The sequence below is a fragment of the Nocardia thailandica NBRC 100428 genome (assembly GCF_000308795.1).
GTDB classification, from domain to species: domain Bacteria; phylum Actinomycetota; class Actinomycetes; order Mycobacteriales; family Mycobacteriaceae; genus Nocardia; species Nocardia thailandica.
In genome coordinates this window covers 1-10526 of sequence record NZ_BAGK01000107.1, presented here as the reverse complement: position 1 = coordinate 10526, position 10526 = coordinate 1, and the positions used below count along the sequence as shown (strand labels likewise).

13 protein-coding genes are annotated in these 10526 nt (G+C 71.9%); 3 read left to right on the top strand and 10 right to left on the bottom strand.

Translation table 11 applies throughout. The features are described from left to right. Window positions 1–107: 107 nt before the first annotated feature. The 6 genes from ON36_RS11205 to ON36_RS11180 form a co-directional block, all read right to left on the bottom strand. The gene (locus tag ON36_RS11205) at window positions 108–488 is read right to left on the bottom strand and encodes a hypothetical protein (protein WP_043651079.1); all 381 of its coding nucleotides are present in this window, start codon (window positions 486–488) and stop codon (window positions 108–110) included. Window positions 489–602: 114 nt separating this feature from the next. Next, complete coding sequence (locus ON36_RS11200) at window positions 603–2642, bottom strand: trypsin-like serine peptidase (RefSeq protein ID WP_052313865.1); 2040 nt, start codon at window positions 2640–2642, stop codon at window positions 603–605. Between the two features lie 104 nt (window positions 2643–2746). Continuing rightward, entirely contained in the window at window positions 2747–3550 is an 804-nt protein-coding gene (locus ON36_RS11195) for a M12 family metallopeptidase (RefSeq protein ID WP_052313864.1), read from the bottom strand. Window positions 3551–3640: 90 nt separating this feature from the next. Next, window positions 3641–4006, bottom strand: a complete 366-nt coding sequence (locus tag ON36_RS11190; RefSeq protein WP_043651073.1) for a hypothetical protein — start codon at window positions 4004–4006, stop codon at window positions 3641–3643. A gap of 315 nt (window positions 4007–4321) precedes the next feature. Then, window positions 4322–4747 carry a DoxX family protein gene (locus ON36_RS11185; RefSeq protein WP_043651071.1) on the bottom strand — a complete coding sequence of 142 codons (426 nt, stop codon included), beginning with the start codon at window positions 4745–4747 and terminating at the stop codon, window positions 4322–4324. A gap of 108 nt (window positions 4748–4855) precedes the next feature. Beyond that, window positions 4856–5983 carry an NADH:flavin oxidoreductase gene (locus ON36_RS11180; protein WP_043651067.1) on the bottom strand — a complete coding sequence of 376 codons (1128 nt, stop codon included), beginning with the start codon at window positions 5981–5983 and terminating at the stop codon, window positions 4856–4858. 111 nt (window positions 5984–6094) lie between these two features. Between ON36_RS11180 and ON36_RS11175 the strand changes: the two genes are divergently transcribed. Continuing rightward, entirely contained in the window at window positions 6095–6535 is a 441-nt protein-coding gene (locus tag ON36_RS11175; RefSeq protein WP_043651064.1) for a MarR family winged helix-turn-helix transcriptional regulator, read from the top strand. Window positions 6536–6552: 17 nt separating this feature from the next. Here the strand turns inward: ON36_RS11175 and ON36_RS11170 are convergent, their stop codons facing one another. From ON36_RS11170 to ON36_RS11155, 4 genes are all read right to left on the bottom strand, one after another. Beyond that, window positions 6553–6963 carry an arsenate reductase ArsC gene (locus ON36_RS11170; protein WP_043651061.1) on the bottom strand — a complete coding sequence of 137 codons (411 nt, stop codon included), beginning with the start codon at window positions 6961–6963 and terminating at the stop codon, window positions 6553–6555. Beyond that, window positions 6960–8108 carry an ACR3 family arsenite efflux transporter gene (gene arsB, locus ON36_RS11165; RefSeq protein WP_083885062.1) on the bottom strand — a complete coding sequence of 383 codons (1149 nt, stop codon included), beginning with the start codon at window positions 8106–8108 and terminating at the stop codon, window positions 6960–6962. Before arsB ends, ON36_RS11170 begins: the two co-directional genes overlap by 4 nt. Further along, window positions 8105–8479, bottom strand: coding sequence for an ArsR/SmtB family transcription factor (locus ON36_RS11160; protein ID WP_043651058.1), 375 nt, complete (start codon window positions 8477–8479; stop codon window positions 8105–8107). The genes arsB and ON36_RS11160 overlap by 4 nt, the downstream gene beginning before the upstream one ends. 78 nt (window positions 8480–8557) lie before the next feature. Further along, window positions 8558–9079 carry an ArsI/CadI family heavy metal resistance metalloenzyme gene (locus tag ON36_RS11155; RefSeq protein ID WP_043651056.1) on the bottom strand — a complete coding sequence of 174 codons (522 nt, stop codon included), beginning with the start codon at window positions 9077–9079 and terminating at the stop codon, window positions 8558–8560. A 99-nt stretch (window positions 9080–9178) separates the two neighbouring features. On the opposite strand from ON36_RS11155, the gene ON36_RS11150 reads away from it, so the two are divergent. Both ON36_RS11150 and ON36_RS11145 read left to right on the top strand, forming a co-directional pair. Beyond that, a complete protein-coding gene (locus ON36_RS11150; RefSeq protein WP_043651053.1) occupies window positions 9179–9538 on the top strand; it encodes an Rv2640c family ArsR-like transcriptional regulator in 360 nt (119 codons plus the stop codon). A 221-nt stretch (window positions 9539–9759) separates the two neighbouring features. Further along, the gene (locus ON36_RS11145) at window positions 9760–10389 is read left to right on the top strand and encodes a PaaI family thioesterase (RefSeq protein ID WP_043651050.1); all 630 of its coding nucleotides are present in this window, start codon (window positions 9760–9762) and stop codon (window positions 10387–10389) included. The last annotated feature ends 137 nt before the right edge of the window (window positions 10390–10526 follow it).

Here is a 10526-nt window from a genome sequence, read left to right as displayed (position 1 = left end):
CGCGGACTCGCCCCCGGCACCGTCACCGACCGGACCGCGCACGTGCTGCGCGCGCTGCTGGTCCGCGACGGCTGACGCGCGCGGGCCCGCGCGGCGCGCGCGTCGCGTCAGGGCAGGATGACGAAGTCGAACAGCACGCGCAGATTGTGCTCCGCGCCCACGTGATAGCGCACCGTGGTCGTGCCGTCGCTGTGCGGGACCACCCCCAGCACGCGCACCGGTGCGCCGTCGCGCAGCGCGGCGCCGTCGGGCCCGATCGCGGCCAGCCGCACGCTGACCCGGCTGTCGGCGCGCACCGTGGCGTCGGGGAATCCGAAGACCCAGGCGCCCGTGCCGTGGGTGCACAGGACCCGCTGGGTGTGCCGGCCGGGCGCGTGCGCCCGGTGATTGTGGCCGCCGGGCCGGTCCACGGCCCCCGGCTCGCCCATCTCTTCCGTGGTGTCGGGGCTCGCGGCCAGGACCGCGTCCTCGGGATCCGCGTCGTACATCGTCCTGCCCTTTCGCCGAAGTTCTCTCCGTTCAGGGTCCCTCGCGACGGGCCGGTCCCGAACGCGTAGGGCGCTACGCGAATCCGGAACCGGCCCGTGGATGACGCGCCGCCCTCACGCGCGGATCGCGCCGCCGATGGCGGCGGCCACCGCCGGGTGGGCGAGGTACTCGGCGATGTCGTGCGCGTGGTCCTTCGGGTTCGCCACCGCCGCGTCCCGCACGCCCGCGCCCCACACCGGTCCCAGCGGGCAGCCGATGGCGACGGGGTCGCCGGCGTAGAACGTGTTGAGCCAGTCGCCGACCCGTTCGGGCCGGGTCGCGCCGCCGCTGAGCAGCTTGCGGTAGACGGCGTCCAGCCCCAGCGGGCTGCCCGCCGTGACGAGCAGGCGCACGTTCAGCTCGCGCGGCAGCTGGGTCAGCAGGTCCATCGCCACGACCGTCCCGAGGCTGTGGGAGACCAGGATCAGCTCCCCGGAGGTCGGGGTGTCGGCCAGGACCGTCTCGAGCACGCTCTTGCGGACGTCGTCGTCGTCGAGGTAGGCGGCGACGTCGGCGAAGATCGCGCTGATGAGCAGGGCGTCGAGGCCGCTGCGCGCGGCCAGCCAGCCGAGCTGATCGTGCAGGCGGCCCAGCAGGCCGGCGCCGAGGCCGAACAGCCCCTCCTCGGTGGCGGGCACGGTCCCCGTTCCCGTGGGCGGCATGCCCGCCGCCACCGCGGCCTCGGTCACCAGGCTCTCGTAGAGGCCCGAGTCCGCGGCCACGAGGGACTCCCGGTGCTCCAGGCTCGCCGCGAGCTGGTCGCCGTAGTACGGGAAGTAGGCGTCGGCGGGGTCGACCGGCGTCAGGTCGGCCAGGGTGAGGCCCTTGTTCAGGCCGGCGGTCCAGGTGCGGCGCAGGTCGGCGGGGTCGCGTTCCTGCTGGCCGCGACCGTGCAGATACAGCAGACTCCGCGTGCCGCCGAACGCGGTCGCGTTACCCCGCAACCCCCGCAGGCGACGCACCGACTCCTGCCGCGCGACACCGGGTTCCGGGGTGACGACGGGTTCCGGCGCGGCGACGACGGGCACCGCGTCCCGGGGCGCCGTGTCCTGGGGTGCCGTGTCCTGGGGTGCCGCGCAGCACAGGCCCGCCTGCTCCCCCAGCTCGTCCAGCAGCGCGCGCTGGGCGGGCGGGTGGTCGCGGGCCGCCAGGTCGCGCAGGATGGCGCTCACCCGCACGCCCTCGTTGGCGATCCACTGCACGGCGTCGTCGCCGTCGCCGGGCTGCCAGCGTTTGCCGTCGACGCGCAGGGTGTTGCCGTCCGCGTCCTGGGCCGAGACGCCGCAGTGGTGCAGCGCCACCAGCTCCCACTGGTCGTTGAACACCGGCGAGCCCGAGCTGCCCGGCTCGGTGTCGGTGGAGTAGTGCAGGAAGTCGTCGAGTTGCAGGTCGAGCCGGTTGTCGCGGATGGAGATCTCCTTGAGCCTGCCCATGGGGTGGCCGACGACGTTCATGGCCTCGCCGATGACGATCTTGCCCTGCTCGGCGATCAGCGGATTCCAGCCGAAGGTGTCCCCCGGCGCGGTGCCGCCGGGTCCGGCGCCCACGCGCACGAGCGTGTAGTCCAGGCCGGCGTCGGTGACGAAGAAGTCCTGCGGCAGGGCGCGGACCCGCGCGGGCGGGGTCGGCACGCTGTCCAGGTCGGTCTCGGCGCGGAACTCGATCACCACCCGGGCGGCGTCCTGCGCGGTCGGCAGCACGTGATGGTTGGTGAGCAGAAGCTGCGGCGAGACCAGCGAGCCGGTCCCGATCGGGACCTCGCGGCCGTTGTCCGCCAACGAGATCCGCGCGACCGCCGCCGCCGCGCGACCGCCCCGGCCGAGGAAGTTGACCGCCTGCAGATCGTTGACCTGACCGATCACCCGCTCGAGGGCCGCGATCCGGCCGACGGGTTCCCCGGCGGCGAGGTCGGTCACCACCTGCGGTGGCACCTCGCCGTTGGCGAACAGCCGATCCGCGCGGGCCAGGATCTGTTCCTCGCTGTCGGCGACGATCGACTCGGCCGCTCGCCGCCGCCGCTCGATGGTGCGCCGCGCGGCGGCGCTGTCGGCGTACCGCTGGGCGGCGGCCGACACCTGTTGCCGCCATGCGGCGGTGCGCGTCTCGGTTGTCATGTCCATCACCTGTCCGGGTCGGGGTCGCTGGGGATCCCAACGTGCGCCGCGGCCCGCGGTGGGGACACGAGTAGTCGACCACTCGACTTCCGCCGCGGCGGCGCTCACCCGGCCGCCGCGTCGGGGTAGAGGGCGTCGGCGGCGGCGATGTCGCCCGCCGAGAGCGCGACCCGCTGCCCCATGACGACCCCGGGCGGCAGCACGACCCGCGGGACGATGGTGGCGCGCCCGGTGACGCTGAACGCCGTCGCCGGGTAGTGCATGATCGAGCCGAAGTCGTAGTCGCCGATGTCGTCGCCGTCGGTGATGTGCTGGGCGAAGTTGTGCCGGGTCTCGGGGGCGACGTCGGTCAGGCACACGTCGACGAACGCGGCGCGGTCCGCGCGACTCTGCTCGTGCCAGAGCCCGATGGCGTGCCCCATCTCGTGCACCACGGTTCCGACGGGCGCGGTGACGGTGAGTTCGACGGTCTGCCGCCCGCCGCGCCTGCCCACCGGCGAGCGGCTGGCGGCGCCGGGCACGAAGCGGATGAAGTCGGCGTGGGCGGCGGCGCGCGGCACGAAGCGCAGCGTGGTGCGCGCGTTCCAGTGGGCCACCGCCGCGGCCACCCGCTGCGGATCGGGCAGCGCCGGATCGATCTCGAACGGCACGACGCCGCCGGGCCACCGCGATTCCGCCCCGGTGATCGCCACCCCCTCCTCGCGCCGCGGGTCCTCGACCTCGTCGAGGTCGCCGAGGACGATGTCCCCTTCGAAGACGGCGAGGCCGTCGATCGCGCCGTAGCGCAGGCAGCGCGCGCCCTGGGTGACGCTCGGGACGGTGACGGTCCCGGCCTCGGGCGCGGGACGGAATTCGCCGGTGTCGTCGGCGCTCGCGCGCGCCGCGATGACGAAGTCGTGGATGATCATCGGCCGCACCTTCTCCTGGGCGAGGCGACCGCGGACCGGTCGCGTCCTCCCAGCGTGCGCCGCGCGTCCCGCCCCGGCACGGGTAGCGGGCTACGCGTTCCGGCGCGCCTCGACGACGGTCACCGGGATGATCAGGTTCGCCACCGCGCCCCGGGGCGGGACCGGAATCGCCAGGGTCGACACCAGATCCCCCGTGGCCAGGCTCCCGTCCCCGGTCAGGTCGACGTGGCAGGCCAGCGACTGCGCCGAACTCGCGGCGCCCGCCGGCGCGGTGAGCTCGAACGGGAAGCGCGCCCCCGGTCCGATCGGCACGTCCGCGCTCAGCTCGGCGAGCAGCGGCGCGGGCCCGTCGGCGAAGCTGACGTCGCGCAGCTCGATCCTCAGCCGCGCCGGGCGCCGCGGCGCGTCCGCCGGGAAGACGACGAACCCCCGGATGCGGCGCGACTGCTCGTCCATGACTCGAGGATAGGCGGCGCGGCGGCCACCCGGACCCGGACGCGTAACCGACTACGCGCGACACGCCGTCGTGCCGGCCGGCCTCCCGAAGGGCGGCACCGGATCGGGCGACGAATCGGGTGTCCGTCGGCGTTGCGGGTCTTCCGCGCGGTCACCGATCCGACCCGGACCGCTGGGGCAGGGTCTCGGGATTCCTGGCGATCGTGCTGGGGTGAGACGCGTGGCGCGACCCGGTCGTCCACCCGAACGACCGGGCACGCGCACGCGACGATCACCGGACGGTTCGTCCGGTGATCGTCGCCCGCGGTGGTGGATTCACCGGGTCGGCACGGGCAGGGTGGCACGGCGCTCGTAGGCGATCCAGGCGAAGATCCCGGCCAGCGCCAGCGGGAAGATCGCCATCGCGGGCGCGCCGACGAGGAACGCCTGGGTGCCCGCCGCGAGGACGGTCAGCACGGACAGCCCGGCCGCGGCCAGGGCGGTCAGCCGGGGCACCATGAGGCCGATGCCGCCCGCGACCTCGGCCACGCCGATGAACACCAGCAGGCCGAACGGGATCGTCAGGCCCGCGGGGGCGCTCTCCATCAGGGTGTGCGGGATGACCAGCTTCGGACCGCCCGAGGCGATGACGAAGAACAGGCCGAGCACGATCTGCAGCGTCCACAGGACGCGGTTGCGGATCTTGCCGGGGCGGTAGGAGGTGGCGGTGGAGACGGTCGCGGAGGCGGTGGCGGTGGTCATGTCGGTGTCCTTCTCGTCGGTCGCGCCGGGTGGGTAGCGCGTTCAACGGATAGGACGGACCACCGCCCGCGAACTCATCGGTGCGGCCGAAATCTTTTCCGGCGCCCCTCAGCTCAGGGTCTTCAGCGCCGCCGCGTCGTAGGGGCGGATCTCCGCGGTCCGGCCGTCGAGGACCTTGGCCGCCCACTCCGGGTCCTGGAGCAGGGCGCGGCCGACGGCGACCATGTCGAACTCGTCGCGTTCCATCCGATCGAGCAGGTTGTCGATGCTGCCCAGCTCGGCGCCGTGCCCGGCGAAGGCGCGCAGGAAGTCGCCGTCGAGCCCGACCGAGCCGACGGTGATGGTGGGGCGGCCGGTGAGCTTCTTGGTCCAGCCGGCCAGGTTCAGGTCCGAATCCTCGAACTCCGGCAGCCAGTAGCGGCGGGTCGAGGCGTGGAAGACGTCTACACCGGCGGCGGCCAGCGGCGCGAGGATCGCCTCGAGCTCCTGGGGCGTCTCGGCCAGCCGCGCGCTGTAGTCCTGCTGCTTCCACTGCGAGTACCGGAAGATCACCGGGAACTCCGGGGACACCGCCGCGCGCACCGCGGCCACGATCTCGGCCGAGAACCGGGTCCGGGCAACCGGATCGCCGCCGTAGGCGTCGGTGCGGCGGTTGGTGCCCGCCCACAGGAACTGGTCGAGCAGGTAGCCGTGCGCGCCGTGCAGCTCGACACCGTCGAAGCCGATCCGCTCCGCGTCCGCGGCCGCCGTCGCGAACGCCGCGATCACCTCGTCCAGGTCGGCCTGGGTCATGGCCTTGCCCGCGCCTTCGGTGCCGTCGGCGCCGATGCCGGACGGGCCCATGGCCGGGGCCTCGGGGAACGGCGGCTCACCGTCGTTGCGCACCATGCCGATGTGCCACAGCTGCGGGACGATCGTGCCGCCCGCGGCGTGCACGTCCTCGGCGACCTTCGCCCAGCCCGCCAGCTGCTCCTCCCCGTGGAAGCGCGGCACCCGGTCGCTCTGCCCGGCCGAGTCGTGCCCGACGTAGGTCCCCTCGGTGACGATCAGGCCGACCCCGGCCGCGGCGCGGCGCGCGTAGTACGAGCGCACGTCCTCCCCCGGAACACCGCCGGGCGAGAACATTCGGGTCATCGGCGCCATCACGATCCGGTTCGGCACGGTCAGGCCGTTGAGCGTGATGGGCCGGGACAGGACCTCGGCCGTGCGGGTGGCATCGGAGGTGGTGACGGTCACGGGTAACTCCTCGCGGTTACTTGACAACATAGAAAGTTGAGAACTTCAAGCAATGCCCACGCTAGAGGCAGATATTTGAGATCGTCAAGTTTTTGCGGATAGGCTGATCCCATGACAGGAGCCCGCGCCGACACCGCCCAGCTCATGGAGCTGCTCTCGGTGTCGCTCGGCGTCTACTACGGGGAGTTCACCGCCGCCGCGGCGAGCGAGAACCTGACGGCGAGCCAGGGCAAGACCCTGACGGTCCTGCGCCGGGGCCCCGTCGCCATGCGCGCCCTGGCCGACACCCTTGCCTGCGACGCCTCCAACGTCACCGGCATCATCAACCGACTCGAGAAGCGCGGCCTCGTCCGGCGCGAGACCAGCGAGGCCGACCGTCGCGTCACCCACCTGGTCATCACCCCGGAGGGCGAACGCGTCACCGACGCGATCCGCGCGAAGATGGCCGCGACCCAGCGGGGCCTGGCCGAACTCGGCCCCGACGACCGGGCACACCTCTACGACCTGCTCGAACGAGTCTTCGTCATCCCCTGCGCCGACCAGGCGCACTGACACGCGGTCGGCGGGAGTCAGTCGCGACCGGGAAGGAGCTCGGCGATGAGGGCTTCCACGCGGGATCGGATCTCGTCGCGGATGGGCCGGACGGATTCGACGCCTTTGCCCGCGGGATCCTCCAGCACCCAGTCGCGGTAGCTGACACCGGGAAAGAAGGGGCAGCTGTCGCCACAGCCCATCGTGATGACGACGTCGGAGGTTTCCACTGCGCTTCCGGTGAGGATCTTGGGGGTCTGCTCGGAGATGTCGATGCCGATCTCGGCCATCGCCTCGACCGCGGCGGGATTGACGGAGTCGGCAGGCGCGCTTCCGGCGGAGCGGACTTCGATGGCAGCTCCGGCGAGGTGGGTCAGGAATCCGGCGGCCATCTGGGAGCGTCCCGCGTTGTGGACGCAGACGAACAGGACGCTGGGCTTCGCGGTCATGGAAGGGCCTTTCCGTGGAAGTCGATGTCGTCGCCGGACCGGGCCGCAGCGCGGTCACCCGGCGGCGCCGTTCCTTCGCCCGCCGTTGGGGCGACGAAACGCTTGCGCAGGCCCAGCGAGACGTAGACCAGGCCGACCAGCACCGGGACTTCGATGAGGGGCCCGACCACACCGGCCAGGGCCTGCCCGGACGTCGCGCCGTAGGTGGCGATCGCGACGGCGATGGCGAGCTCGAAGTTGTTGCCGGCGGCGGTGAACGCCAGCGTGGTGGTGCGCTCGTAGCCGAGCCCGAGGGTGGCGCCGAGGACGTAGCCGCCGCCCCACATGATCGCGAAGTACGCCAGCAGCGGGATCGCGATCCGCACGATGTCCCAGGGTCGGGAGGTGATCTGGTCGCCTTGCAGGGCGAACAGGATCACGATGGTGAACAGCAGCCCGTAGAGGGCCCAGGGCCCGATCCGGGGCAGGAAGCTGGATTCATACCATCGGCGACCCTTGGCGCGTTCGCCGAGGCGGCGGGTGAGGAACCCCGCGAGGAGCGGGACGCCGAGGAAGATCAGCACCGACTCGGCGATCTGCCAGGGCGAGGTGTCGATGCTGGTCTGCGCGAGACCGAGCAGGCCGGGCAGCACGGAGAGGTAGAACCAGCCGAGGGCGGCGAACATGATCACCTGGAACACCGAGTTCAGCGCGACCAGGACGGCGGCGGCTTCGCGGTCGCCGCAGGCGAGGTCGTTCCAGATGACGACCATGGCGATGCAGCGGGCCAGGCCGACGATGATCAGCCCGGTCCGATACTCGGGCAGATCCGGCAGCAACAGCCACGCGAGCGCGAACATCAACGCCGGGCCGAGAATCCAGTTCAGAACCAAAGAACTGATCAGCAGTGCGCGGTCGCCGGTGACGGTGCCGAGGCGGTCGTAGCGAACCTTGGCCAGCACCGGGTACATCATGATCAGCAGGCCGATCGCGATGGGCAGGCTGATGCCGCCGACCGCGACCGCCGACAGCGCATCGCCCAGGCCGGGGATGATCCGGCCGAGCAGCAGGCCGGCGGCCATGGCGACGCCGATCCAGACGGGCAGATACCGGTCCAGGGTCGAGAGCTTGCCGACGACCGCCGGGGTTTCGGTGGTGGTGCTCACGCGGTCACCACCGCTCCCGCTTCGGCCGCGAGCACATCCGACAGTCGCGCCAGCGCTTGGGGAACGATCCGGTAGTACACCCAGGACGCGCGCCGTTCGCTGGTCAGCAGACCCGCTTCGCGGAGCACCTTGAGGTGGTGCGAGATCGTCGGCTGGGTGACATCGATACCGGAGGACAGGTCGCACACGCAGGCTTCGCCGTCGGCCCGCGCGGCGATCGCCGAGAGCAGCCGCAATCGGACCGGATCGGCAAGTGCCTTGAACGCCGCGGCGAGCTCGACCGCGGTCTCGCCGGTCATCGGCGGCCGGATGCTCGGTGTGGCCGCACACCCCGGTGAGGCCACACCGAGCGGCAATTCTCGATTCGACATCCGTCGATATTGATCGATATCTAATCGAGAAGGCAAGCGAACACCCGGTGAACTCGCTCGCAGCCCTGCCCGGCCGGGTCAGCCGCAGCAGCTCGCCCCGGAGGCGATCGCCTCCTCCTTGGCCCCGGCGCCGCAGCAGGCACCTTCGGCTTCGGCCTCGGCGGCGGTTCCGCAGCACACGCCGGTCGGCTCGGCGGCGGCGGACGGCTCCGAAACGGGCGCGACGCCAAAGGTGTCGCTGTCGGCGAGCACGGTGTAGACCTCCCACCGCTCACCGCCGGGCCCGGTGACCCACACCTTGTCCTGCGTGGCGAAGCAGCACGTGGTCGCGATCTGCTCCTCGGTGAACAACCCGGCCTCCGAGAGGCGGGCGATCTCGCCGTGGACTCGTTCGGAGGATTCGACCTCGATCCCGAGATGGTTGATCGAACCGCCCGAGCCGACGTTCTCGATCAACACGAGCTTGAGCGGTGGCTCGGCGATGGCGAAGTTGGCGTAACCGGGCTTGCGCTTGGCCGGTTCGACGCCGAACAGGGTCGAATAGAAGGTGACAGCGGTGTCGAGGTCGTCGACGTTGAGGGCGAGCTGGACGCGGGACATGAGAGATCCTCCACTTGTGAGACATATGTCGAAGAACTTGCAACGCCGAGTCTGCACCACCTTTTCGACATATGTCAATACTACGAGTAGGATTGCGCCATGCCCAAGGCGCTACCGGTGATCGACATGTCCGCCCCCGTCTGCTGCTCGCCCGTCGCGGCCGGCCCACTCGACGACGACGCCGCCCTCGAAGTGGCACTGCGGCTCAAAGCACTCGCCGATCCGGTGCGCGTGAAACTGATGTCCCTCCTGCTGAGCGCCCCGGGTGGGGAGCGCAACAGTGGCGAGCTCGCCACGGCGGTCGGAATCGCCGAGTCCACCGTTTCCCACCACCTGACCCAGCTCAGGAACGCCGGGATGGTCAGCTCCGAGCGCCGCGGGATGAACACCTTCCACCGCTCCCGCCGCGAAGCGCTCACCGCGCTCTGTGTCGTCCTCGACCCCGACTGCTGCCGCTGACCCGCACACCTCGCCGCGTCGCCCGCCCGGTACGCCCGCGCGCCCGGTCTCGGGCCGTTCGAACCAGCGATCGCGGCCACCCGGACACGGCCGGAGCCGTCGCGACCCTCGACCACACGACACGCGCACTGGACACGCCACGCACCCTGCGATAATTTCGGAACAAAGTCCAGACGCTAGTCCGGCCCCGGATCAGTGACCACCGTCGAGCCGGGACACCCATGGAATTCATCCTCGACGACCTCACCGACGACGAGGTCGCCCAGCACATCGCCCGCTACGAGCCCGTCACCGGCACCGTCCGCGACCTGATCGACGCGCTCATCCGGACCCGGGTCGACGACGCCACCCTCGCGGACGCGCACCGCCGCATCGCCGAGGTCGTCGCCGCCCTGCGCGCCGAGCAGATGCCCGGACCCTACGGCGTGCGGCGCAGCGCGACCGGGCAGGGCATGGCCTGGGGCAACGCGGTGATCGGGCTGCGCAACGCGGTCGCCCCGCCGCTCACAGTCGTCCGGGGAACACCGGACGACGCCCTCGCCGCCCGCGCCGAGGTCACCCTCGGCGCGGCCTACGAGGGACCGACCGGCCACGTCCACGGCGGCGTGGTCGCGCTGCTGTTCGACCAGTTGCTCGGCGAGGCCGCGAGCATGGACGGCACGCCCAACTACACCGGCACGCTCACGATCCGCTACCACCGGCCGACCCCGCTGGGCGCGCTGGTCCTCGAGGCCGCGCCGACCGTGCGCGAGGGCCGCAAGAAGTTCGCGCGCGCCACCCTCGCGGCCGACGGCATGGTCACCGCCGAGGCCGAGGGCGTCTTCATCGTGCCGCGCGCGGCCGGCGGGTGATCAGCGCGGCGCGCGCAGCATCCGCCCGGCCGCCTCGACGGCGGGCGCCGAACTGCCCGCGTCCGCCACGAACACGGCGAAGGCCAGGTCGCCGTCGATGCCGACGAACCAGCCGTGGGCGTGCTGGTCGTCGAGAT

What these genes read in the sequence shown, in the direction of transcription:
- ON36_RS11205 (WP_043651079.1), bottom strand. Translation starts at nt 488, where the DNA reads ATGTACGACGCGGATCCCGAGGACGCGGTCCTGGCCGCGAGCCCCGAC.
- ON36_RS11200 (WP_052313865.1), bottom strand. Translation starts at nt 2,642, where the DNA reads ATGACAACCGAGACGCGCACCGCCGCATGGCGGCAACAGGTGTCGGCC.
- ON36_RS11195 (WP_052313864.1), bottom strand. Translation starts at nt 3,550, where the DNA reads ATGATCATCCACGACTTCGTCATCGCGGCGCGCGCGAGCGCCGACGAC.
- ON36_RS11190 (WP_043651073.1), bottom strand. Translation starts at nt 4,006, where the DNA reads ATGGACGAGCAGTCGCGCCGCATCCGGGGGTTCGTCGTCTTCCCGGCG.
- ON36_RS11185 (WP_043651071.1), bottom strand. Translation starts at nt 4,747, where the DNA reads ATGACCACCGCCACCGCCTCCGCGACCGTCTCCACCGCCACCTCCTAC.
- ON36_RS11175 (WP_043651064.1), top strand. Translation starts at nt 6,095, where the DNA reads ATGACAGGAGCCCGCGCCGACACCGCCCAGCTCATGGAGCTGCTCTCG.
- ON36_RS11170 (WP_043651061.1), bottom strand. Translation starts at nt 6,963, where the DNA reads ATGACCGCGAAGCCCAGCGTCCTGTTCGTCTGCGTCCACAACGCGGGA.
- ON36_RS11160 (WP_043651058.1), bottom strand. Translation starts at nt 8,479, where the DNA reads ATGTCGAATCGAGAATTGCCGCTCGGTGTGGCCTCACCGGGGTGTGCG.
- ON36_RS11155 (WP_043651056.1), bottom strand. Translation starts at nt 9,079, where the DNA reads ATGTCCCGCGTCCAGCTCGCCCTCAACGTCGACGACCTCGACACCGCT.
- ON36_RS11150 (WP_043651053.1), top strand. Translation starts at nt 9,179, where the DNA reads ATGCCCAAGGCGCTACCGGTGATCGACATGTCCGCCCCCGTCTGCTGC.
- ON36_RS11145 (WP_043651050.1), top strand. Translation starts at nt 9,760, where the DNA reads ATGGAATTCATCCTCGACGACCTCACCGACGACGAGGTCGCCCAGCAC.